This window comes from Streptomyces sp. NPDC014727, assembly GCF_043083485.1.
Taxonomy (GTDB): Bacteria; Actinomycetota; Actinomycetes; order Streptomycetales; family Streptomycetaceae; genus Streptomyces.
Map to the genome: position 1 here is coordinate 140,861 of NZ_JBIBYR010000002.1, position 22,478 is coordinate 163,338.

Consider the following 22,478-nt stretch of genomic DNA (forward strand, 5'->3'; position numbering starts at 1 on the left):
CGGGTTGTGTGCGGTGCCACAGGGGGCCGCGCCGTCGGGAGGTTCCGGGTCGGATAGCCTGAACGCTGGATATCTCTTCACGTCAAGATTCAGGGATGTCCAGCACCAGGGGCAGGGACCCCCACCGCCAGCTGTCTAACGGAGATCGCCATGACCCGCACTCCCGTGAATGTCACCGTGACCGGCGCAGCCGGCCAGATCGGCTACGCGCTGCTCTTCCGCATCGCCTCCGGCCACCTGCTCGGCCCGGACGTGCCGGTCAACCTGCGTCTCCTGGAAATCCCGCAGGGTCTGAAGGCCGCCGAGGGCACCGCGATGGAGCTCGACGACTGCGCCTTCCCGCTGCTGCGCGGCATCGAGATCACCGACGACGCCGACAAGGCGTTCGACGGTGCCAACGTCGCCCTGCTGGTCGGCGCCCGCCCGCGTACGAAGGGCATGGAGCGCGGCGACCTGCTCTCCGCCAACGGCGGCATCTTCAAGCCGCAGGGCAAGGCCATCAACGACAACGCCGCGGACGACATCAAGGTCCTCGTCGTCGGCAACCCGGCCAACACCAACGCGCTCATCGCGCAGGCCGCCGCCCCGGACGTACCGGCCGAGCGCTTCACCGCGATGACCCGCCTCGACCACAACCGCGCGATCTCGCAGCTGGCCGCCAAGACCGGTGCCGCCGTCTCCGACATCAAGAAGCTGACGATCTGGGGCAACCACTCGGCGACCCAGTACCCGGACGTCTTCCACGCGGAGATCGCCGGGAAGAACGCCGCCGAGCTCGTCAACGACGAGGCGTGGCTGGCCGACACCTTCATCCCGACCGTCGCCAAGCGCGGCGCCGCGATCATCGAGGCCCGTGGCGCGTCCTCGGCCGCCTCCGCCGCCAACGCCGCCATCGACCACGTCCACACCTGGGTCAACGGCACCGCCGCGGGCGACTGGACCTCCATGGGTATCCCGTCGGACGGTTCCTACGGCGTGCCCGAGGGCATCATCTCGTCCTTCCCGGTCACCACGAAGGACGGCAAGTACGAGATCGTCCAGGGCCTGGACATCAACGAGTTCTCCCGTACGCGCATCGACGCGTCGGTGCAGGAGCTCATCGAGGAGCGCGACGCGGTTCGCGAGCTCGGTCTGATCTGATCCCGTACGTCCTGCGAGGCGTACCTCACCGCCCCCGTCAGCAGCCGCTGCCGGGGGCGGCTGTGTGCGTGGGTGGCCGACCGCGCGGTCCCGGCGGGCCGCTCATGCCTTCCGCAGCTCGTCGGCGATCCCGCGGACGACCGCCATGGCCCGGCGCTGCAGACCCGGACCGAAGGTGATCCGGGTGGCGCCCAGGGCGCCGAGCTCGCGCGGGGACGGCCCGTCCGGCCGGGCCAGGGCGTTGAGCGGTGCCGGGACGGCGGCGGCCAGCCGGGGCAGGGCCTCGGGCGGGGCGGCGATCGGGTAGACGCAGTCCGCGCCCGCCGCCACGTACAGCAGGGCGCGGCGGACCGTCTCCGCCTCCTGGTCCGTGCCCTCGGGGACGCCGCGCACATACGTGTCGACGCGGGCGTTGACGAAGAGCCGGTCGCCCGCGACCGCCCGTACCTCGGCCAGCCGGTCCGCCTGCCGCCGGGCGTCGACGAGGGTGCCGTCGACGGAATCCTCCAGATTGCAGCCGACGGCTCCCGTGTCCAGGACTCGCTCCACGAGCTCCTCCGGTGCCAGCCCGTAGCCCCCCTCGATGTCCGCCGAGACGGGCACGTCGGTCGGGACGGCGCGCACGATCCTGGCCACGGCCGCGAACATCTCCGCGGCGGGCGTCGCCCCGTCCTCGTAACCGAGGCAGGCCGCGATCCCGGCGCTGGGTGTGGCGAGCGCCGGGAAGCCCGCCTCGGCGAAGACGCGGGCGCTCGCCGCGTCCCACGGGCCGGGAAGGACCAGTGGATCGCCGGAGACGCGGTCGTGGTGCAGGGCACGGAGAACGGATGCGGTCATCACGGGGCTCCCGGAGGTGTTCCGACGCAGGGGCGGGCGGGGTGCGGGACGCGGCGGGCGTCGCCGGGTCAGTGCTTGATGTCGCCCGGCTTGTAGTGACCGGGCACCATGCGGGTGGTCACGGCGAATCGGTTCCACGCGTTGATCGTGGTGATCGCGGCGACGAGGTGGGCGAGCTCGGTCTCGTCGAAGTGCTCGGCGGCGTTCTCCCACACCTCGTCCGGCACGAAACCGTCGGTCAGTACGGTCACCGCCTCGGTCAGCTCGATGGCCGCGATCTCCTTGGGCGTGTAGAAGTGCCTGGACTCCTCCCAGGCGCTGAGCTGGACGATCCGTTCGACGGACTCGCCCGCCGCGAGTGCGTCCTTGGTGTGCATGTCGAGGCAGAACGCGCAGTGGTTGAGCTGCGAGGAGCGGATCTTCACCAGCTCCCCGACGACCGGGTCGAGGCCCTTACGGGAGGCGGCGTCCAGCCGGACCATGGCCTTGTAGACATCGGGGGCCAGCTCGGCCCACTGCTGCATACGAGGGGTGTGCTCGGGGTTGAGTTCGGAGGCCGGGTGGCTGTGCTCGTTCGTCGTCATGGGTACGACGTTACGGCGTGGGTGGCGCAGAGGTATGGTCCATTTCCATGACGGATTCCTGGGCCACTTTCGGTGCCGACCTGCATCTGGAGACGACCGGCTCGGTGGGGCTGCGGACCGGGCTCATGGACGCCCTGCGCGAGGCCGTACGGACGGGACGGCTGGCGCCCGGGACCCGGCTGCCCTCCTCCCGCAGCCTTGCCGTGGACCTCGGCATCGCCCGGAACACCGTCGCCGACGCCTACGCCGAACTGGTCGCCGAGGGCTGGCTCAGCGCCCGGCAGGGTTCGGGCACCAGGGTGGCGCGGCGGGCCGAGCCGCGCCCGGCGGCCAGGCGGACGACGCGGTCCCGGCCGGTGGCCGCCCGGCCCACCCACAACCTGCAGGCCGGGTCGCCCGACCTCTCGACGTTCCCGCGCGCCGACTGGCTCAAGGCGGCCCGCCGCGCCCTGACCGACGCCCCCAACGACGCCTTCGGGTACGGGGATCCGCGCGGGCGCATCGAGCTGCGCACGGTACTCGCCGAGTATCTGGCCCGTGCCCGCGGTGTGTACGCCGATCCGGAACGGATCGTGATCTGCGCCGGTTTCGTCCAGGCGCTGAAACTGATGGGGGAGGTGCTGCGCAAGCGGCGGGTCAGGGAGGTGGCCGCCGAGTCGTACGGACTGGACGTGCACTGGAAGCTGCTCGCGGACGCCGGGCTGCGCATGCCCTGCCTGCCGGTCGACGGACTCGGCGCCAGGACCGATGAACTGTCCGGGCTGCGCGGTGCGGGCGCGGTCCTGATGACGCCCGCGCACCAGTTCCCGACGGGGGTGCCGCTCCATCCCGACCGGCGAGCCGCGGCGGTCGACTGGGCGCGCCGTACGGGCGGGCTGATCCTGGAGGACGACTACGACGGCGAGTTCCGTTACGACCGTCAGCCGGTCGGCGCGCTCCAGGGCCTGGACCCCGAACGCGTCGTACACCTGGGGACGACGAGCAAGTCGCTGGCGCCGGGGCTGCGGCTGGGGTGGATGGTGCTGCCGGAGAGCCTGGTGGGGGAGGTGACCGAGGCGAAGGGGCTGAGCGACTGGTCGTCGAGTGCCCTGGAGCAGTTGACGCTCGCGGAGTTCATCGCGTCGGGCGCGTACGACCGCCATGTGCGGGCGATGCGGCTGCGCTACCGCCGTCGTCGTGATCAACTCGTCGCGGTACTGGCGGAACGCGCCCCCCGTGTCCGGGTCAGCGGGATCGCCGCCGGTCTGCACGCCGTGCTCGAACTCCCGGAGGGCGGCGAGGAGGCCGCGCTGCGGTCGGCGGCGTGGCAGGGGCTCGCGCTGGAAGGTCTCTCGCGCTTCCGGCACCCACAGGCACCGCCGGGGCGCGACGCGCTGGTCATCGGTTACGGAACACCGACCGACAGCGCCTGGGCGGGGGCGCTCGACGCGCTCTGCCGGGTGCTGCCCCAGCCGGACCGCACCTGACGACCGCAGGCCGGAGGACGCCGGCACGCGTGTGCGGGCCGGGCGGGGTGTCGAATGCAGGCCGGGCGCCTCCGGGGCCCGGACGTCACGGGCTTTGCGGGATGGTCGGTTCGGACGTGTCCGCCGGCGCCTCGCCGAACCGGGCCAGGGCCAGCGCGCCCGCCACCGCCACCACGAAACCGGCCACCGCCAGCCAGACCAGACCCTCACGGGTGCGGTCCCCGAGCCAGAAGACGCCCACCAGCGCCGGGCCGATCGTCTCGCCCAGCACCATGCCGGCCGTCGCCGTCGTCACCGAACCGCGCTGCAGCGCCGAGGTGAGCAGCAGGAAAGCCGAACCGCCGCCCAGCAGCAGCGCGTACACGGCCGGATTGGTGAGCAGCGCCGACGGGGACACGTCGTCGATCAGCCGGACGGTGACCTCGACCACCCCGAAACCGCAGCCCGCGCCCAGCCCCAGGACCAGCGCCCGCGGCCGTTCCGGGAGCCGTCCTGCCGCCGCCCCGATCAGCAGGATGCCCAGGGAGATCCCCAGCATCCACCAGGCCAGCGCCGCCGGGCCGGTGCCGTGCCCCTCACCGCCGGAGGAGAGGGCCAGCATGCCCAGGCCCGCGCAGACGACACCGACCGCGGTCCATTCGACCGCGCTCAGCCGCACCTTGAGCAACCGCGCGGCGACCACCGCCGTCACGGCGAGACTCGCGGCCAGGGCGGCGCCCACCGCGTAGATCGGCAGGGACCGCAGGGCGATGATCTGGAGGACGAAACCGCAGCCGTCGAGGGCGAGTCCGGCGAGGTAGCGCCACTGGCGCAGGGCGCGCAGCAGCAGCGCCGGATCGACCCCCGCGTCCGACCCCGGCACGGCGGCGGCGCGCGAGGCGACGGCCTGGAGGACGGAGGCCGTACCGAAGCAGACGGCGGCGCCGAGCGCGCAGATCATCCCGAGGAGCACGAAGGGACTCTACTGGTGGGCGCTCGACGCACCCGCCTCCCCCTCTCATCGGCAGTCCTTCAAGCTGATGAATGGCCGGACCGGCTGGAATGACGACTACGCCCCACGTAGAGGCCTTCCGGTCCGCTGGACATGGTCCTGAACGCGAAGGACAGCAGTCCCGTGTCGAAGCGCTGCCCACCCTTGTGACCCGCACGCCGGTCCGATGCCGAAGAGGCCTGACCTTCTTCCCGCCCGCACGGCGCGTGCGGCACGGGCGCGGCGCGCGGATGGTCCGTCACGCGTGACACGGAACCCGCTTCTCGCCGCGACCGGCCGCGCTCTAGTCTGAGACGAGGCGGCCTTATTGGCTTGATTCACACGTCGGGGGAGGCGGAGACATGGCCGATGGAAAGAAGGTCACACGCAAGCTGAGGTCGAGCACGGTGGTGCTCGGCGGGATGGGGATGCTCGCGGCGGTGATCACCTCATGCGGCTCGGAGCCGGACAAGCGGTGCGTCGACCCGCTGAGCCACAAGCAACTGCCCAACTACAAATGCAAGAGCGGTAGTGGCAGCGGAAGCGGCGGCGGTTCGTACTACTACGGCGGCGAGAGCAAGAACGGCAAGGTGGAGGGCGGCAGCTTCGACAAGGCGGCCGTCCAACGCGGCGGCTTCGGCTGCTCGGGCACCGGCGGCGGCTGAACCGCTGTGGAGCGACGTACCACGCAGCCGCGCCCCGGCTGGCAGCAGATGGTGGAGAGCCAGGGAGTCGTCTACCCGCTCACCCGTCACCCGGACGGCTCGCTGCGCCCGTACTGGGACGAGAGCGCCTACTACGTCTTCTCACTGCCCGAGGTGGAGGCGCTGGAGGAGGTCGTCGAGGAATTGCACGCGATGTGCCTGGCCGCTGCCGCGCACATGGTGGAGCGAGGCCGCTTCGCCGAACTCGGCATCACCGACGGGCGGTTGGCTTCACTGGTCGCCGATTCCTGGCACCGCCGCGACGAACTGCCGTCCCTGTACGGCAGGTTCGACCTGTGCTACGACGGAACCGGCCCGGCGAAGATGCTGGAGTACAACGCGGACACTCCCACCTCACTGGTGGAGGCCGCGAGCGCGCAGTGGTTCTGGATGGAGGACCGCTTCCCGGGCGCCGACCAGTGGAACTCGCTGCATGAACGCCTCGTCGAGGCGTGGAGTCGGCAGGCCGCGCTGCTGCCCGCCGGACCGGTGCACTTCGCACACTCCGAGGGCGACGAGATCGGCGAGGACCTGATGACGGTCGCCTATCTGCGGGAGACCGCCGAACAGGCCGGGATCGACACGGAGGCGCTCTCCGTCGAACAGATCGGCTGGGACCGGCTGGCCGGACGGTTCGTGGACGAGCGGCTCCGCTTCATCCGCAGCTGCTTCAAGCTGTACCCGTGGGAATGGCTGGCGACCGACCGGTTCGGGCCGCACGTGCTGGACACCCTCGACAACGGCGGTGGCACCGGCACCACCTGCTGGATCGAGCCCGCCTGGAAGATGCTCCTCTCCAACAAGGCGCTGCTGGCGATCCTCTGGGAGCTCTACCCCGGCCATCCGAATCTGCTCCCCTCCTACCTGGACGGTCCCCGCGAACTCGCGGCGGGCCCGGGTCCGGGTACGGGCCGTGGCGGCGGCCCCGGCTATGTCGCCAAGCCGCTGCTCGGCCGGGAGGGGGCCGGGGTCGCCATCCACGAGCCGGGAAGCCCGGCGGTGCTGCGGGACGAGCCGTGCTGCTACCAGGAACTGGCGCCGCTGCCGGACTTCGACGGCAACCGGGTGGTCCTTGGGGCGTGGGTCGTCGAGGACGAGGCGGCCGGGCTCGGCATCCGTGAATCGGCGGGGCCGGTCACGGACGAGTACGCCCGCTTCCTGCCCCACGTCATCCTCTGACACCGGTCCGGCAGCCGTCGGCGACGGGACCTCAGGCGCGCAGGACGCCGCGGAGCTGCTCCAGCCCCCAGTCCAGGTCCTCCTTGCTGATCACCAGCGGCGGGGCGATCCGGATCGTCGAACCGTGGGTGTCCTTGACCAGCACCCGGCGGTCCATCAGCTTCTCGGAGATCTCCCGGCCGGTCCCGCGGCTCGGGGCGATGTCGACGCCGGCCCACAGCCCCCGGCCGCGTACCTCCTCCACCGCGCCCCCGCCCACCAGCAGCCCCAGCTCCTGATGGAGGTGCTCGCCCAACTCGGCCGCCCGCTGCTGGAATTCGCCGGTCCGGAGCATCGCGATGACCTCCAGCGCGACCGCGCAGGCAAGGGGATTCCCACCGAACGTCGAGCCGTGCTCACCGGGCCGGTACACCCCGAGCACGTCCTGCGAGGAGACCACCGCCGACACCGGCACCACGCCCCCGCCCAGCGCCTTGCCGAGCACGTACATGTCCGGTACGACACCTTCGTGCTCGCAGGCGAAGGTCTTCCCGGTACGCCCCAGGCCGGACTGGATCTCGTCCGCGATGAACAGCACGTTCCGCTCGCGGGTGAGTTCACGCACCCCGGGAAGGTAGCCGGGCGGCGGCACCAGCACCCCGGCCTCGCCCTGGATCGGCTCCAGCAGCACCGCCACGGTGTTCTCGGTCATCGCCTCCCCGAGCGCGTTCAGATCCCCGTACGGCACGATCTCGAACCCCGGCGTGTACGGACCGAAGTCCTCCCGCGCCTCATGGTCCGTGGAGAAACTGATGATCGTCGTCGTCCGGCCGTGGAAGTTGTTCGCGGCGACGATGATCTTCGCCATGCCGTCCGGGACACCCTTCACCCGGTAACCCCACTTGCGGGCCGTCTTCACCGCGGTCTCCACGGCCTCGGCCCCGGTGTTCATCGGCAGCACCGACTCCATGCCGCACAGATCGGCGAGCCGGGTACAGAAGTCGGCGAACCGGTCGTGGTAGAAGGCCCGCGAGGTGAGCGTCACCCGCTCCAGCTGAGCCCTGGCCGCGTCGAGCAGCCGCCGGTTGCCGTGACCGAAGTTGAGCGCCGAGTATCCGGCGAGCATGTCGAGGTAGCGGCGGCCCTCGACGTCGGTCATCCAGGCTCCGTCCGCCGAGGCGACGACGACGGGCAGCGGATGGTAGTTGTGCGCGCTGTGCGCCTCGGCGGAGGCGATGGCATTTTCCGTGGTCGACACGGGATCTCCGTTCGTCGTGCGGCGTGGGCGGGGTGGTGCCCACTTTGTATCGTCGGTCGGAACCCCGGTGAGGAAACCTTCGATTCACGGCGCGCCCGTCCCTCGACGGACGGGAGTGTGTTCCTCGTCTCATTCGCGACGGCGTGCGCTCCGGGGCCGCACCGGGGCCGCGCACCTTCCGTACCGGCTGCCGGAGATCGGTTCCGTACCTGAGACAATGGCCCCATGGCCTCTGAACGCCCCCGCGTGCTCTCCGGAATCCAGCCCACCGCAGGCTCGTTCCACCTCGGCAACTACCTCGGTGCGGTCCGCCAGTGGGTGGCGCTGCAGGAATCCCACGACGCCTTCTACATGGTCGTGGACCTGCATGCGATCACCGTTCCGCAGGACCCCGCGGAGCTGCGCGCGAACACCCGGCTCGCCGTCGCCCAGCTCCTCGCCGCCGGCCTCGACCCGGAGCGCTGCACGCTCTTCGTCCAGAGCCACGTCCCGGAGCACGCCCAGCTCGGCTGGGTCATGAACTGCCTCACCGGCTTCGGCGAGGCGTCCCGCATGACGCAGTTCAAGGACAAGTCCGCCAAGCAGGGTGCCGACCGCACCACGGTCGGTCTCTTCACGTACCCGATGCTGATGGTCGCCGACATCCTGCTGTACCAGGCCGACCAGGTCCCGGTCGGCGAGGACCAGCGCCAGCACCTGGAGCTCACCCGTAACCTCGCCGAGCGGTTCAACGGCACCTACGGCGACACGTTCACCATGCCGGACCCGTACATCCTCAAGGAGACGGCGAAGATCTACGACCTTCAGGACCCGTCGTCGAAGATGAGCAAGTCGGCGGCCACGCCGAAGGGCCTGATCAACCTCCTCGACGAGCCGAAGGCCACCGCCAAGAAGGTCAAGAGCGCCGTCACCGACACCGACACGGTCATCCGCTTCGACCGGACCGAGAAGCCCGGTGTCAGCAACCTCCTGACCATCTACTCCACGCTCACCGACACCGCGATCGCGGATCTGGAGCAGAAGTACGAGGGCAAGGGCTACGGTGCGCTCAAGACCGATCTCGCCGAGGTCATGGTCGAGTTCGTCACACCGTTCCGCACCCGCACGCAGGAATACCTGGACGACCCGGAGACGCTGGACGCGATCCTGGCCAAGGGTGCGGAGAAGGCCCGTGCCGTGGCGGCCGAGACCCTGGCCCGGACGTACGACCGGATGGGCCTTCTGCCCGCGAAGCACTGAGTCCAAGGACCCTGGCGGTTTCGCGACCGCAGGCGTCACACTGGCGATGGGATGTTGACCCGGTGGATGGCCGAAAATCGACCATCCACCATCGAGGATTGAGGAGAACGATGTGGGGACCGTAACGCTCGGCGTTTCGATCGCGGTCCCGGAGCCCTACGGCAGCCTGCTCCAGGAGCGGCGCGCGAGCTTCGGGGATCCTGCCGCGTACGGCATTCCCACCCACGTCACCCTCCTTCCGCCGACCGAGGCCGAGGCGGACGGTCTGCCCGCGATCGAGGCGCATCTCGCCCAGGTCGCCACCGGCGGCCACTCCTTCCCGATGCGGCTGTCCGGCACGGGGACCTTCCGTCCCCTCTCGCCGGTCGTCTTCGTCCAGGTCGTCGAGGGGGCCTCGGCCTGCTCGTGGCTGCAGAAGCGGATCAGGGACGCCTCCGGGCCCCTGGTGCGCGAGCTCCAGTTCCCGTACCACCCGCATGTGACCGTGGCGCACGGCATCGCCGAGTCGGCGATGGACCGGGCGTACGAGGAGCTCGGCGACTACGAGGCCGCCTGGACCTGCGACTCCTTCGCGCTGTACGAGCAGGGCCCGGACAGCGTCTGGCGAAAGATCAACGAGTTCCCGTTCGGCGCCGGGGGCGGCGCGCCCGCCGTGCCCGCGCAGGGTGGCTCCTCCGTGGACGAGCCCTCGCTGCACCCCTGAGGCCTCACCCTCCAGGCCCCGGGTGGCCGCCCCCGCACAGGCTCTCAGACCGGCAGGCGCCGGAACAGCGGGCGCGGCACGTGCCGCAGTGCCGACATCACCACCCGTAGCGACCCCGGCACCCACACCGTCTCCGAGCGCCGCCGCAGCCCCGTCACGATCGCCGTCGCGACCGCGTCCGGGGTCGTCGTGAGGGGCGAGGCCTCCAGCGGCGCCTCGGTGAACCGTGCCGCGGTGAGCCGCGGCGCCGCGGTCCCTGCCGCCGCTGGTGGACGTACGACGCCGGGGCGTACGACCATCACATGCACCCCCGTGCCGTGCAGCGCGTCCCCGAGCCCCTGCGCGAACGCGTCCAGGCCCGCCTTGCTGGACCCGTAGATGAAATCGGCGCGGCGGACGCGCTCGCCCGCCACCGAGGACAGCACCACCAGCGAACCGTGCCCCTGCGCCTGCAGTGCGCCGGCGCACACCAGCCCGGCGGAGACCGCCCCGGTGTAGTTGGTCTGGGTGACCCGGACCGCGGAGAGCGGCTCCTCCTCGTCGCGCTCCTGGTCCCCCGCGATGCCGAAGGCGAGGAGCACCACGTCGATGTCGCCCTCGGTGAAGATCTTTCCGAGGACGGTCTCGTGGGACTCGGAGTCGAGGGCGTCGAAGTCGACCGTACGGACGTCCGCGCCGCGTGCGCGCAGCTCGGCGGCGGCCCGGTCGAGGGCGGGGGAGGGGCGGCCGGCCAGCCGGACCGTACGGGTACGGCCGGCGATCAGCCGCCGCGCGGTGGCGAGAGCGATCTTCGACGTGCCGCCGAGGACGAGCAGGGACTGCGGGGCACCGAAGGCGTCCTTCACGGAAACACTCCTTGCGGACGAGCGGACGAGCGGACGAGCGGACGAGCGGACGAGCGGACGAGCGGATGAGCGGGCGGAAGCCGGCGTGGTGCCGCGTGGTGCGGCGTGGCGGTGGTGGTCGGCGGTCAGAGCGACAGGCGGCGCGACAGGTCCGAGCGGAACGCTCCGTTCGGGTCCAACTCGGCGCGCAGGGAACGGAATTCGGCCAGTCGTGGATACATCGCGGCCAGCATCTCCGGACGCAGCCGGGAGTCCTTCGCCAGACAGACCCGGCCGCCGGCCCCCGCCACCTCCTCGTCCAGCGAGTCCAGGAACCCGGCCAGGCCGGGCAGGGCGGCGGGCAGATCGAGTGCGAGCGTCCAGCCGGGCATCGGGAACGACAGCCAGCCCGGGTCGCCCCCGCCGAACCGTTTGAGCACGGCGAGGAGCGAAGGGCAGCGCCGCTGGGAGATCCGGCGCACGATCCGGGTCAGCGCCTCCTCCTGTCCGTGTCCGACGACGAACTGGTACCGCACGAACCCGCCGCGGCCATGGACACGGTTCCAGTGCGGCAGGCCGTCCAGGGGGTGGAAGAAGGCGGAGAGTCTCTGGAGATCCCCGATGCGGTACGTCGGGGCGGTGCGGTACCGGAGCTCGTTGAGAAGGGCGACGGAGGTGCGGCCGAGGAGGCCCTGGGGTACGAGTGCGGGTGCGGCGGGCCGTTGTCCCGGGCGGAACGCGAGCGGTGCGCGCCGGGCGCGCGCGGGAAGTGCGTACTGGGGCAGGTGCTCCCCACGGGTGAGTACGGAGCGCCCCGTCGCCCGGCCGCGGGCGAGGAGATCGATCCAGGCGGCCGAGTAGCGGTAGCGGTGGTCGCCGGCGGAGAGCCTGGCCAGCAGGTCGTCGAGATCGACGGTCCGTTCGGTGTCGACCGACATCCAGGAGCTGGTGACGCGGTGCAGCCGGAGCGTGGCCGAGAGGATCACCCCCGTCAGCCCCAACCCACCCGTCGTCGCGTCGAAGAGACGGGTGCCGGGCCGGACCGTACGGATCCGGCCGTCGGCGGTCAGCAGCTCCAGCTCCTGGACATGCCGGGAGAAGGAGCCGGAGAAGTGGTGGTTGTGGCCGTGGGCGTCGGCGCCGATCGCGCCGCCCACGGTGACATAACGCGTGGCCGGTGTGACGGGGACGAACCAGCCGAGCGGCAGCAGCACCTCCATCAGCCGGTGCAGGCTGACCCCGGCGTCGCAGACCACCAGGCCGGACCCGGCGTCGATGGTGCGGATCCGGTTCAGCGCGGTCATGTCGAGGACGGAACCGCCGGCGTTCTGCGCGGCGTCGCCGTGGGCCCGGCCGAGGCCGCGGGCGATGGACCCGCGGGGTCCGCAGCCGCGCACGGTGGCCGCCGCCTCCTCGTACGTACGGGGGCGGAAGCGCAGCGCGGTCGTCGGGGCGGTGCGGCCCCAGCCGGTCAGGGACACGGTGTCGACGGACATGGTGGTGACCGTATCGCCCGAGAAAACCCTTTCGAGGGATTTGTTACAACACTCACTGGTATGGGTGATTGAGGGGGTGTCGGCTCGTACGGCAGTGAAGGGGAAGCCGGTTTTCCGCGCCCGGGAGGGTAGTCGTACGTCATGGACTGGCTGAAAAACCTCCCTGTCATCGGGCCGATCGTCTCGCGGCTGATGACGACGCACACCTGGCGCTCGTACGAGACGCTGGAACGGGTCCACTGGAGCAGGCTCGCCGCCGCGATCACCTTCATCAGCTTCCTGGCGCTCTTCCCGCTGATCGCGGTCGGTGCGGCGATCGGTGCCTCGCTGCTCTCCGTCGAGCAGCTCCACAGGATCGAGAGGCAGATCGCCGAGCAGGTGCCGGGCATCTCCGACCAGCTCGGCATCGGCGATCTGGTGGCGCACGCGGGCACGGTCGGGCTCGTCGCCGGTGCGTTTCTGCTCTTCACCGGCATCGGCTGGATCGGCGCGATGCGGGGCTGCCTGCGCGCCGTGTGGGGCATGGACGACGTGGACCTGGGCAATCCGGTCATCCGTAAGCTCAAGGACGTCGTGCTGCTCCTCGGCCTCGGCGGGGCGGCGCTCGCGACTCTCGCCGTCTCCTCGGCCGGCTCCGTCGCCGTCGGCTGGACCGCCGGTCTGCTGGACATCTCGGACCGCGGTGCGGGCGGTGTGGTGCTGCAGGTGGCCGCCCTGGTCGTGGCGGCCCTCGCCGACTTCCTGCTGCTGCTGTATCTGCTGACGCTGCTGCCCGGGGTCGAGCCGCCGCGGCGCAGGCTGCTGGTCGCCGCGGTGATCGGCGCGGTCGGCTTCGAACTGCTCAAGCTGCTGCTCGGCAGCTACATGAGGAGCGTCGCCTCGAAGAGCATGTACGGCGCCTTCGGGGTGCCGGTCGCGCTGCTGCTGTGGATCAACTTCACCGCGAAACTGCTGCTGTTCTGCGCCGCCTGGACGGCGACGCGGAGCGGCAGGGGCACCGAGAAGGACTCCGCGCCCGTCAGCGGCGAGGGAGGCGGCGCACCAGGTCCGGCAGCGGCCAGCGCCGGTTGATCAGCAACGCGCCACCGGCCAGCAGCACCACGACACCTCCCGCGATACCCAGCGCGATCCCCATGCCCCCGCCGCCTCCGCCCGCGGCTGCGGTCCTGGCGGCGTGCGAGGAGCCGCTCCTGCCCTCGCTCTCCCCGGTGTCCGACGTGGGACCCTTGCCGCTTCCGGTCCCGCTCTCGTCCCCGGTGTCGGCGGACTTCGGCGGGACGAGTTCGCCGACCGGGGTCACCTTGCCGCTCGCGTCGAATCCCCAGTCGAGGAGGCTGGCCGCCTCCTTGTAGACGGCGTGGGGCTGCTCGGACGACGGGTTCATGACGGTGACCAGCAGCACCCGTCCGTCGCGTTCGGCGACACCGGTGAAGGTGTTGCCCGCGTGCGTGGTGTAGCCGTTCTTGACGCCGGCGATGCCCTTGTACGGGGCGACGCCGTCCGCACCGGTGAGCAGCCGGTTGGTGTTCTGGATCCCGAAGCTCTCGCGCTTCCCGTTCTTCTTCGCGCCCGGGAACTCGGCCTCGGCCGTCGAGCAGTACTCCCGGAAGTCCGCCTTCTGCAGGCCGCTGCGGGCGAACAGCGTCAGGTCGTACGCGCTGGAGACCTGATCGGGCGCGTCGTATCCGTCGGGCGACACCACGTGCGTGTCGAGTGCCTGCAACTCCTCGGCGTGGGCCTGCATGGCGGCGACGGTCTTGGGGACGCCGCCGTACATCGAGGACAGCACGTGCACCGCGTCGTTGCCCGAGCGCAGGAACACCCCGAGCCACAGGTCGTGGACCGTGTAGCTGAGGTGCTCCTTGACGCCGACGAGGCTGCTGCCCTCGCCGAGACCGGCGAGGTCCTCGTCCTGCACCGTGTACGTCCGGGTCTTCGGTTGGAGCGAGGGCATCACGGTGTCCGCGAAGAGCATCTTCAGGGTGGAGGCGGGCGGCAGCCGCCAGTGCGCGTTGTGCGAGGCGAGCACCTGGCCGTTCTCCGCGTCCGCGACGATCCAGGACCTGCCCGTGAGCTCCTTGGGCAGTACCGGGGCGCCTGCCCCCAGCTTGACCTGCGTGCCCGTCCGGCCCAGCAGGTCGCCGCCGACCCGGGACATGCCGGCGGGCGGCTTCGGCCGGTTGTCGGAGGTGTCCTTGCCGGCCGCCAATGCCGGACCGGCGACAAAAGTGGACAACAAGGCGGCAGAGGTGACCGTCAATGCGATCTTCTTCAGAGCAGGCACGGTCGGAAACGTACAGGGTGAAAATATGAATGGGGACGCGGACGGCCTGACCCGCCGTGCGTACCGCCGGGACAGCCCACCCCGGGCGACTTCGCCGGAGCGCGGCGGAGATACTGAAACCATGAAGCTCAGCCGCCCCGTCTCCTGGTTCCTGCTCGCCTTCGGGGTGTGGAGCTGGTTCATCTGGATCACTTTCGTCAAGAACCTGTGGAAGGACGGCAGCGGACTCGCCTTCGACGACGCGGGTGACCCGACCACGTACTTCTGGGTGCATCTGCTGCTCGCCATCACTTCCTTTCTTCTGGGGACGGCCGTTGGTGTGATCGGGTTCCGTGGAGTCAGGGCTCTGCGCCGAGAACATGCGTGACAGGCCGTACGGCGGACGGGGGGAGCGCGAGTGGCAGTGGCCCGGATCGCACTGACGGCGGTCGTGGTGCTCGCGCTGCTCGTCGGCGTGCATCGCTACCTGTGGCGCCGTTTCGTCGGTGACACGACGACCGAGGGCAGCGCCCTGCGCACCGTCGGCACGGTGGCCGCGTACCTCCTGCCGCTGCTGAGCGTCGGCGCCCTGGTCTCCGGCCGCGCGGGTGCGCCCTTCTGGCTCCAGCGGGTGCTGGCCTGGCCGGGATACCTGTGGCTCGCCGCGCTGCTCTATCTGACGCTCGCACTTCTGGTGGGCGAGGTGGTACGGGCGGTACTGCGACGCGTGCTCGCACACCGTGCGAGCGGGCCGGACCCGGCCACGGCGACACAGGCGCCCGCACCCGGGGCCACCGGGATCACGGAGGCCGCCGGGACCGCCGGCACCACCGAGTCCGCCACAACCACCGGCTCCGCCACCGAGCAGGACGCCCGGGCCCCCGTCACCGCGGGCGCCCTCGTCGCCTTCGCCGCCACCCCCGCCACTCCCGCCCCGTCCCGCCCCGCCGACCCCACGCGGCGGCTGTTCGTCGCGCGGGCCGTCGGGGGCGCCGCCGCCGTCGCGGGGCTCGGCACGGTCGGCCACGGCACGTACGGCGTGCTGCGCGGGCCGCGGGTCGAGCGGATCACCGTGCCGCTCGCCAAGCTGCCCCGTTCCGCGCACGGCTTCCGGATCGCCGTCGTCAGCGACATCCACCTCGGCCCGATCCTCGGCCGCGCCCACACCCGACGGATCGTCGACACGATCAACCGGACCCAGCCGGACCTGGTCGCCGTCGTGGGCGATCTCGTCGACGGAACCGTCGCGGACCTCGGTCCGGCCGCGGAGCCGCTCGCGCGGCTGAGCGCCCGCCGGGGAAGCTACTTCGTCACCGGGAATCACGAGTACTACTCCGGTGCCGCCCAATGGATCGATCAGGTCAGGGAATTGGGACTTCACCCCCTGGAGAACGCCCGGGTCGAGATCGATGGATTCGATCTCGCGGGTGTCAACGACATCGCCGGGGAGAGCGAGGGGCAGGGGCCCGATTTCGGGGCCGCGCTCGGCGACCGGGACCGGACCAGGGCTGCCGTCCTCCTCGCCCACCAGCCCGTCGTCATCCATGAGGCCGTCGCCCACGGCGTGGATCTCCAGCTCTCCGGCCACACCCACGGCGGTCAGCTCTGGCCGGGCAACCTCATCGCGGGACTGGCCAATCCCACGGTCGCCGGCCTCGACCGGTACGGCGACACCCAGCTGTACGTCTCGCGGGGCGCGGGCGCCTGGGGGCCGCCGGTCCGGGTCGGCGCACCCTCCGACATCACCGTCGTGGAGCTCGCCTCCCGGCAGACCTGACCCTCCGTCGATGGCCGGTTACAGACCCCCTGTAAACGCGAAGGTTTCAAGTGCCGAACAAAAGGCTATGAGTCACAGTTTTGGTCTTCCAGATGTGAAAGTCGTGTGATTGGCTGATCGCGAGCATGCGGTGATGTGCGTGTCTGAGCGCAACGCCGAGGTGGGGCTGGTAAGGGAGAGCACGTCAATGCGGTCGGTCCGGATACGGATTCTCGCGATTCTCGCGGTTTTGGTCATCGCAGGCGTCGGCGCCTGGCAGTTGCTTCCCTCGGACGAGGTGAAGCAGGACCCGATCACGGTCGGCACCACGGACGAGGTCACCTCGCTCGACCCGGCGGGGGCGTACGACGCCGGTTCCTGGGCGATGTACAGCAACATCTACCAGTCCCTGATGACGTTCAAGTCCGGGGCGACCGTCCCCGAGCCCGACGCCGCCGAGAGCTGCGGGTTCATCGGCCAGAAGCTCCAGACGTACCAGTGCAAGCTCCGTGACGACCTGTACTTCTCCAACGGCCGCAAGATCACCGCCGCTGATGTCAAGTACTCCATCGAGCGGATGATCAGGATCAAGACGGATGTCGGTCCGTGGATCCTGTTCCCCAGCCTCAAGAACGTGGTGGTCGACGGCCGCACCATCACCTTCAACCTCTCCTCGCGCGACGCGACCTTCCCGCAGAAGCTCGCTACGGGTGCCGGGTCGATCGTCGACCGCGAGTCGTACCCGCCGAACAAGCTCCGGACCGGAAACACGGTCGACGGCTCGGGACCGTACCTCCTGAAGTCCTACCGGCAGTACGGCGTGGCCGAGTTCGTGCCCAACCCCCGGTACAAGGGCGCGCTGAAGAAGACCGGCGTCCCGGTCAACGTGCGCTACTACAAGGAGTCGGACCAGCTCCTGGCGGCCTGGAAGTCCGGACAGCTCGATGTGACGCATCGCGAGCTGCCGCCGAGCGCGCTGACCGCACTGAACCCCGGCGACCCCGACCTGCACGTCACCGAGGCGGACAGCGCGGAGATCCGCAACCTCGTCTTCAACGTCCGCGACGGCGCACCGCTCGCCAACAAGAAGGTCCGGCAGGCCATCGCGTCGCTCATCGACCGCGGGCCGCTGGTGACCGACATCTACAAGGGCACGGTCGAGCCGCTCTACTCGCTGATCCCGCAGGGCTACATCGGGCACAGCACACCGTTCTTCGACACCTATCCCGCGCCCGACCGCGCGCGTGCCAAGAAGCTGATGCAGGAGGCCGGGGTGCAGACGCCGCTGGCGATCACCTTCGCCTACCGCGGCGGCGACGGGGCCTACGAGAAGGAGACCGAGGAGCTGCGCAGCCAGCTGGAGGCGGACGGGCTGTTCAAGGTGTCGGTCAAGGCCGTCGACTGGCAGAAGTTCCAGAAGGAGTACGCGGCCGGCAAATACGACGCGTACACGGTCGGCTGGCTCCCCGACTACCCGGACCCCGACACCTTCAGCCAGCCACTGGTCGGCAGCGACAACAGCCTCCACAACGGCTACTCCAGCAAGAAGATGGACTCCCTGATCAGTTCCACGCTGCAGTACAGCGACCGCGGCCGTACGGCGGCGGACTACAAGGAACTCCAGGCACTGGTCGGCGAGGACGTGCCGCTCGTCCCGCTGTGGCAGAAGAAGGACTACGTCGTCAGCAAGACCGATGTCTCCGGCTCGCAGTACCTCTCGGACGGCACCGGCATCTGGCGGCTGTGGGAGCTGGGACGGATCTGACGGCCCGCCGTACCGGGTCCTGGCCGGTACGACAGGACTTGGGAGCGGTCGGTCCCGGCGCTGCCGGGCGGCCCGCCCCCGTCCGTTCAGGCCCGGCGCTTCGCGGCGCCGGGCAGGAACTCCTCCAGCACCTCGTGAATCTGTCGCACCAGCGGGCGCAGCACCCGGAACCGGGAGAGCGCGATGGCGCGGGCACCGATCGGGGCGGAGCGCTCGACCAGACGGCGGCTGCGTTCGGTGTGCTCCGTCCGGTCGTACACCCAGTACAGCACCAGGCCCATCTGTATCAGCCACATCAACTGCGGCAGTAGTTCGGCCAGTTCGGGGTCGACCTTGGTGTCGGAGCCGGCCAGGCAGCGCCGGTGGATGGAGATCGCCGCCTCGCGGGCGGCGACCGAGTCCGCCGAGAACGGGCTGAGCGGACTCTCCGGGTCGGCGGCGTTCTTGAAGAACTGGGCGGCGAAGCGGTGGTACGGCTCCGCCACGTCCAGCCATGTGAGCAGGACTCCGCGCATCCGCACCGCGAGGTCCTTGTCACCGTCCAGGACCGGCCGCACCGCCGCTTCGTGCTCGGCGGCGAGCCGGTCGTAGAAGCCCTGGACGAGGTGTTCCTTGTTCGTGAAGTAGTAGTAGGCGTTGCCGACGGAGACGCCGGCCTCCTGGGCGATGGCCCGCATCGTCGTCTTGTCGTAGCCGCGTTCCTGGAAGAGCCGGAGCGCGGTTTCGAGGATGAGTGTGCGGGTCTGCTCGCTCTTGGGAGCCTTGACTTCCTTCACGTCCTTCGCTTCCTTCACCACAGCCCTGAGGGTATCGGCGCCCCGGTCAGTCCTCGGGCCCGGGGACCGCACCCGCGGTGCAGACGCCGTCCCCGTCGCCGCACGGCGGCGCGGTCAGCGAACGGTACGTCGCGGCGGCGAGCACGGTGGCCCGTGCGAAGGGGCGGCCCGCCGGGGTGGTCAGCCAGTGGGACCTGGGCCGGTGTTCGGCCAGCGCCCAGAGGCAGACGATCCAGGCGGAGGTCCCGCGGTAGATCTGCCCCCGGTCGCCGATCACCGTGATCTCGTCGAGCGTCCCGGCGTGGTCGAGCCCGGGGAAGCGGCGGCGCGCCTCCTCGGAGGCCGCCGGGACGAGGTCGAGCGGGACGAGCTGAGGCTGCTTCATCAGCCACTGGCGCAGATGGAGGCAGAGCGGGCACCGTGCGTCGTACAGCACCGTGAGGCCGTGGACGGGGAGCCGCCGCCCGCCCGCTTCGGGGGTCATGGCGCGCTCAGGCCTTGGCGGCGGGTGCGGCCCACGGACCGTCGCCCGGTCCCGTCCAGCCCTGCGGCGCGACGGGCGGGGTCTGCTCACGCTCCATCAGACCGCGACGGCGGATCTTGCTGAGCACATAGACGTTGCCGAGGTGCAGCACACCGAGGACGAGCAGGACGACGCCGAGCTTCACCGAGAGTGCCTCGAAGAGCCCGCGGGCGTCGGCGACCCGGTCGTCGTTCCTCAGATAGAGCGTGACGAAGCCCAGGTTGACCAGGTAGAAGCCGACCACCAGCAGGTGGTTGACGGCATCGGCGAGCTTCTCGTTCCCGCGCAGTACGTCGGCGAGGAACACCTTGCCGTTGTGGCTGAGCGTGCGCGCGACCCAGACGGTGAGCGCCACGCTGATCAGCAGGTAGATGACGTACGCGACAACAGTGAGGTCCATGCCCCACCCTCCCTTGAACGCGTTCAAAAGTTGTTGTCATGGACAGTAGACCCATCTTTGAACATGTTCAAGCAGCCATTTCGGCGGCGGGCTCCATCGCTTTGCCGTGCGCCCCGAGACGTCGCACGCCCGGTACCGCCGCCGTCGCCAGACAGGCCGCGCCGACCGCCACCGCGGCGACGGCCAGCGGCACTTCGGCGCCCCAGGCCGAGGCGGCGAGCGGAGCGAGCGTGTAGCCGAGCGGCATCGCGCCGAGCGAGAGCAGCCAGTCGTAGGAGGTCACGCGGGCCAGGGCCTGTGCGGGCACGGCGGACTGGACCGCGGTCTCCCAGACCGGGTTGAGGAAGCCGAGGCCCGCCTGGGCGACGCCGTACGCGGCGATGGTCACGGCGGCGGGCGCGTGGACGGCGAGGAGGCCGAGCGGGAGGGCGTACGTGGCGAGGCCCAGGTTGGCGATCAGGACCGGGCGGCGGGGGCGGGCCCGGCCGGCCAGCAGGGAGCCGAGGAGCAGGCCGGCCGCGCCGGTCTGGAGCAGGGCGACCCAGACGCCCTTGCCGCCCAGCTCGTGGACGAAGAGGGCAGGGCCCACGGTCATCAGGACCGCCGCCGCGCCGTTCCAGACGGCGTGGGCGATCAGGCTCGTCCAGTACCAGTCGCGGCCCCGCACCTCGCTCCAGCCCTCCTTGAGGTCGCTGATCAGGGAGCGTCGGGGGATGGGTATGTGCCGTACCTTCATGGCGGACAGCAGCGCCGCGCTCACCGCGAAGCTCGCGCCGTCCAGGACGAAGGCCCAGCCGGGCCCCGCGGTCAGGATCAGGGCTCCGGCGAGGGCCGGACCGCCGAGCCGGGTCGCGCTGTTGACCACGGCCATCAGCGAGTTGGCGCGCAGCAGCCCCGACTCCGGCACGGTGCCGCGGATCAGCGGGGACACGGTCGGCATCGCGAACGCCCCGGCGGCGCCGCCGATCGCCTCGGCGACCGCGATCTGCCAGAGCGCGGGGGAGCCGCCGAGCAGCTCCGCGCCGACGAAGAGCTGGGTCGCGCACCGTACGAGATCGGTGGTGAGCGCCACGGTCCGGGCGTTGAAGCGGTCACCGACGACGCCCCCCAGGGGCAGCAGGAGCAGCTTGGGGACCATCGCGCAGCCCAGCACCAGGGCGAGCGCCCCGGTGGAGCCGGTGGCCAGGTAGACGGCCAGGGAAAGGGCGGTGGGGATGGCGGCGTCGCCCAGGAGCGAGAGGGTGCGTCCGATGAAGAGCAGGCGGAAGGCGCGCGTGCGCAGAGGATGCGGCATGCGCGAGAATGTATTTCGAGACCGAATTATTCGTCAACGAAATATCTTGTTCCGAAGGGAAGTTGGAGGTCGGGCGTAGGCTTCCCCCATGGAGCGACGCGACTGGACCGACGGACATGTGGAGCGCTGGAAGCCCGTCCTTCCCGACCTCGATCCCGATGTCGAGGGCGCGGTGACCCGGATGAAGAAGCTCTCCGTCCATCTGCGCCGGGTACGCGAACAGTCCCTGGTCGACTTCGATCTGGACCGTCAGGAGTTCGACACGCTCCACAAGCTGGCCGGACGCGGCGGGACGGCGGCGCCCTCCGAACTCGCCGCCGACCTCGACCTCGCGCCCGCCTCCGTCACCGGCCGGCTGGACGCGCTCGAACGGCGCGGCTTCGTCCGCCGTACGCCCTCCACCACCGACCGCCGAAAGGTCGACGTGGAACTCACCGACGAGGGCCGCTCGACCTGGCTCGGTGCGATGGACGTCCTCGGGCACGAGGAGTACCGGCTGCTCGGCGTCCTCGACAAGGACGAACGCACGCTGCTGAACGACATGCTGCGGCGCATCATGGTGGTCGCCGAGGACCGGGGCGGCGCCGCCTGGGACTGAGCCGTCCGGCGCTCAGCCCCCTTCCGGCAGCCGCCCCCCGTACGACCGGTACCTCCGGCTTCCCGTTGTCGGGAACGGAGGCCCGTACCCGTCAGATGCTCATCGAGCGGGCGGTGTTGATCTGTGCCATGACCATCTGGAAGGTCTCGGGGCCCATCGCCGGGATCATCGTCGAGTGGTGCCTGCCGCCGCTGGTCACCGAGACCTGGATGAACCCGGTCGTCTTCTTCTCCTTCATCAGGAGGAAGAGCAGACCGACCAGGCAGAGCAGCGCGAAGACGATCGCCAGGACGATCGCCACCGTCGGGATCTTCTCCTCCGTGCGCGACAGGTCCGTGGCCGTCCACACCGCGCCCTTGAGCGGCATCGTCCCGGCCGGCGTCACGATCTGGTCGTTCATCACGGTGATGTCACCGAACGTCAGCATCGGCGCACCGCCACCGCCGGGCGGCATGCCCGGCTGCTGCGGATAGCCGTAACCGGGCATGGTCGGCCCCTGCTCCGGGGGATAGCCGTAGCCGGGGCCGGGCTGGGCCGCGGAGTCGGGCAGCTGCTGCGGGTAGCCGTAGGCCGGCGCGGACTGCCCCTGGCCCTGGCCGTCCGCGACGGTGGGCGGATTGCCCGGCTGCTGGGGAGGCCCCCACTTGTATGAGTCGTCCGCGTACGGATTCGGATCGCTCAACGTTCCCCGCTTTCGATCAAGCCTGTGCGCCCCGTGCCTTGC

Annotated in this window: 23 protein-coding genes; 11 read left to right on the forward strand and 12 right to left on the reverse strand. The window is 70.7% G+C overall.

Going from position 1 to position 22,478, the window contains the following annotated elements:
* Positions 1-150: 150 nt before the first annotated feature.
* Positions 151-1,140, forward strand: coding sequence for a malate dehydrogenase (locus tag ACF1B9_RS04260; protein WP_376213352.1), 990 nt, complete (start codon positions 151-153; stop codon positions 1,138-1,140).
* A 102-nt stretch (positions 1,141-1,242) separates the two neighbouring features.
* Here ACF1B9_RS04260 and ACF1B9_RS04265 read toward each other — a convergent pair whose 3' ends face one another.
* Together ACF1B9_RS04265 and ACF1B9_RS04270 are read right to left on the reverse strand one after the other, a co-directional pair.
* Entirely contained in the window at positions 1,243-1,977 is a 735-nt protein-coding gene (locus tag ACF1B9_RS04265; RefSeq protein ID WP_391738953.1) for an isocitrate lyase/phosphoenolpyruvate mutase family protein, read from the reverse strand.
* A gap of 68 nt (positions 1,978-2,045) precedes the next feature.
* Entirely contained in the window at positions 2,046-2,561 is a 516-nt protein-coding gene (locus tag ACF1B9_RS04270; RefSeq protein ID WP_391738955.1) for a carboxymuconolactone decarboxylase family protein, read from the reverse strand.
* A 47-nt stretch (positions 2,562-2,608) separates the two neighbouring features.
* On the opposite strand from ACF1B9_RS04270, the gene ACF1B9_RS04275 reads away from it, so the two are divergent.
* A complete protein-coding gene (locus ACF1B9_RS04275) occupies positions 2,609-4,027 on the forward strand; it encodes a PLP-dependent aminotransferase family protein (RefSeq protein WP_391738956.1) in 1,419 nt (472 codons plus the stop codon).
* A gap of 85 nt (positions 4,028-4,112) precedes the next feature.
* On the opposite strand, the gene ACF1B9_RS04280 is transcribed toward ACF1B9_RS04275, so the two are convergent.
* On the reverse strand, positions 4,113-4,967 hold the full coding sequence (locus ACF1B9_RS04280; protein WP_391739320.1) for a hypothetical protein: 855 nt from the start codon (positions 4,965-4,967) through the stop codon (positions 4,113-4,115).
* A 392-nt stretch (positions 4,968-5,359) separates the two neighbouring features.
* Between ACF1B9_RS04280 and ACF1B9_RS04285 the strand changes: the two genes are divergently transcribed.
* On the forward strand, positions 5,360-5,662 hold the full coding sequence (locus tag ACF1B9_RS04285; protein WP_391738957.1) for a hypothetical protein: 303 nt from the start codon (positions 5,360-5,362) through the stop codon (positions 5,660-5,662).
* A gap of 6 nt (positions 5,663-5,668) precedes the next feature.
* Complete coding sequence (locus tag ACF1B9_RS04290; RefSeq protein WP_391738958.1) at positions 5,669-6,880, forward strand: glutathionylspermidine synthase family protein; 1,212 nt, start codon at positions 5,669-5,671, stop codon at positions 6,878-6,880.
* Positions 6,881-6,911: 31 nt separating this feature from the next.
* Here ACF1B9_RS04290 and rocD read toward each other — a convergent pair whose 3' ends face one another.
* The gene (gene rocD / locus ACF1B9_RS04295; RefSeq protein ID WP_391738960.1) at positions 6,912-8,117 is read right to left on the reverse strand and encodes an ornithine--oxo-acid transaminase; all 1,206 of its coding nucleotides are present in this window, start codon (positions 8,115-8,117) and stop codon (positions 6,912-6,914) included.
* 225 nt (positions 8,118-8,342) lie between these two features.
* Here rocD and trpS point away from each other — a divergent pair, with 225 nt between their 5' ends.
* Both trpS and ACF1B9_RS04305 read left to right on the forward strand, forming a co-directional pair.
* Complete coding sequence (gene trpS, locus ACF1B9_RS04300) at positions 8,343-9,356, forward strand: tryptophan--tRNA ligase (protein WP_391738961.1); 1,014 nt, start codon at positions 8,343-8,345, stop codon at positions 9,354-9,356.
* Between the two features lie 112 nt (positions 9,357-9,468).
* Positions 9,469-10,059, forward strand: coding sequence for a 2'-5' RNA ligase family protein (locus ACF1B9_RS04305; protein WP_391738962.1), 591 nt, complete (start codon positions 9,469-9,471; stop codon positions 10,057-10,059).
* A 44-nt stretch (positions 10,060-10,103) separates the two neighbouring features.
* On the opposite strand, the gene ACF1B9_RS04310 is transcribed toward ACF1B9_RS04305, so the two are convergent.
* Together ACF1B9_RS04310 and ACF1B9_RS04315 are read right to left on the reverse strand one after the other, a co-directional pair.
* Complete coding sequence (locus ACF1B9_RS04310; RefSeq protein WP_391738963.1) at positions 10,104-10,904, reverse strand: decaprenylphospho-beta-D-erythro-pentofuranosid-2-ulose 2-reductase; 801 nt, start codon at positions 10,902-10,904, stop codon at positions 10,104-10,106.
* 125 nt (positions 10,905-11,029) lie between these two features.
* Positions 11,030-12,379, reverse strand: a complete 1,350-nt coding sequence (locus ACF1B9_RS04315; protein ID WP_391738964.1) for an FAD-binding protein — start codon at positions 12,377-12,379, stop codon at positions 11,030-11,032.
* Positions 12,380-12,520: 141 nt separating this feature from the next.
* On the opposite strand from ACF1B9_RS04315, the gene ACF1B9_RS04320 reads away from it, so the two are divergent.
* Positions 12,521-13,450: a YihY/virulence factor BrkB family protein gene (locus tag ACF1B9_RS04320; RefSeq protein ID WP_391738965.1), complete on the forward strand. Its 930-nt coding sequence runs from the start codon at positions 12,521-12,523 to the stop codon at positions 13,448-13,450.
* Here ACF1B9_RS04320 and ACF1B9_RS04325 read toward each other — a convergent pair.
* Complete coding sequence (locus ACF1B9_RS04325; RefSeq protein WP_391738966.1) at positions 13,398-14,663, reverse strand: D-alanyl-D-alanine carboxypeptidase family protein; 1,266 nt, start codon at positions 14,661-14,663, stop codon at positions 13,398-13,400. The two genes, ACF1B9_RS04320 and ACF1B9_RS04325, sit on opposite strands and share 53 nt — an antisense overlap.
* Positions 14,664-14,784: 121 nt before the next feature.
* Between ACF1B9_RS04325 and ACF1B9_RS04330 the strand changes: the two genes are divergently transcribed.
* From ACF1B9_RS04330 to ACF1B9_RS04340, 3 genes are all read left to right on the forward strand, one after another.
* Positions 14,785-15,030, forward strand: a complete 246-nt coding sequence (locus ACF1B9_RS04330; protein ID WP_351074418.1) for an SCO4848 family membrane protein — start codon at positions 14,785-14,787, stop codon at positions 15,028-15,030.
* A 30-nt stretch (positions 15,031-15,060) separates the two neighbouring features.
* The gene (locus tag ACF1B9_RS04335; protein ID WP_391738967.1) at positions 15,061-16,419 is read left to right on the forward strand and encodes a metallophosphoesterase; all 1,359 of its coding nucleotides are present in this window, start codon (positions 15,061-15,063) and stop codon (positions 16,417-16,419) included.
* Positions 16,420-16,606: 187 nt separating this feature from the next.
* Complete coding sequence (locus tag ACF1B9_RS04340) at positions 16,607-18,163, forward strand: ABC transporter substrate-binding protein (protein ID WP_391739321.1); 1,557 nt, start codon at positions 16,607-16,609, stop codon at positions 18,161-18,163.
* A gap of 86 nt (positions 18,164-18,249) precedes the next feature.
* On the opposite strand, the gene ACF1B9_RS04345 is transcribed toward ACF1B9_RS04340, so the two are convergent.
* The 4 genes from ACF1B9_RS04345 to ACF1B9_RS04360 form a co-directional block, all read right to left on the reverse strand.
* On the reverse strand, positions 18,250-18,960 hold the full coding sequence (locus ACF1B9_RS04345) for a TetR family transcriptional regulator (RefSeq protein WP_391738969.1): 711 nt from the start codon (positions 18,958-18,960) through the stop codon (positions 18,250-18,252).
* A 25-nt stretch (positions 18,961-18,985) separates the two neighbouring features.
* Positions 18,986-19,423, reverse strand: a complete 438-nt coding sequence (locus ACF1B9_RS04350; protein ID WP_391738971.1) for a thiol-disulfide oxidoreductase DCC family protein — start codon at positions 19,421-19,423, stop codon at positions 18,986-18,988.
* Positions 19,424-19,430: 7 nt separating this feature from the next.
* On the reverse strand, positions 19,431-19,862 hold the full coding sequence (locus ACF1B9_RS04355) for a hypothetical protein (protein WP_391738973.1): 432 nt from the start codon (positions 19,860-19,862) through the stop codon (positions 19,431-19,433).
* A 67-nt stretch (positions 19,863-19,929) separates the two neighbouring features.
* Complete coding sequence (locus ACF1B9_RS04360; protein WP_391738974.1) at positions 19,930-21,156, reverse strand: MFS transporter; 1,227 nt, start codon at positions 21,154-21,156, stop codon at positions 19,930-19,932.
* A gap of 88 nt (positions 21,157-21,244) precedes the next feature.
* Here ACF1B9_RS04360 and ACF1B9_RS04365 point away from each other — a divergent pair, with 88 nt between their 5' ends.
* Positions 21,245-21,754 (forward strand): MarR family winged helix-turn-helix transcriptional regulator, encoded by a 510-nt coding sequence (locus tag ACF1B9_RS04365; protein WP_391738975.1) that lies wholly within the window; start codon positions 21,245-21,247, stop codon positions 21,752-21,754.
* A 91-nt stretch (positions 21,755-21,845) separates the two neighbouring features.
* Here the strand turns inward: ACF1B9_RS04365 and ACF1B9_RS04370 are convergent, their stop codons facing one another.
* Positions 21,846-22,436 (reverse strand): hypothetical protein, encoded by a 591-nt coding sequence (locus ACF1B9_RS04370; protein WP_391738976.1) that lies wholly within the window; start codon positions 22,434-22,436, stop codon positions 21,846-21,848.
* Positions 22,437-22,478 lie beyond the last annotated feature (42 nt).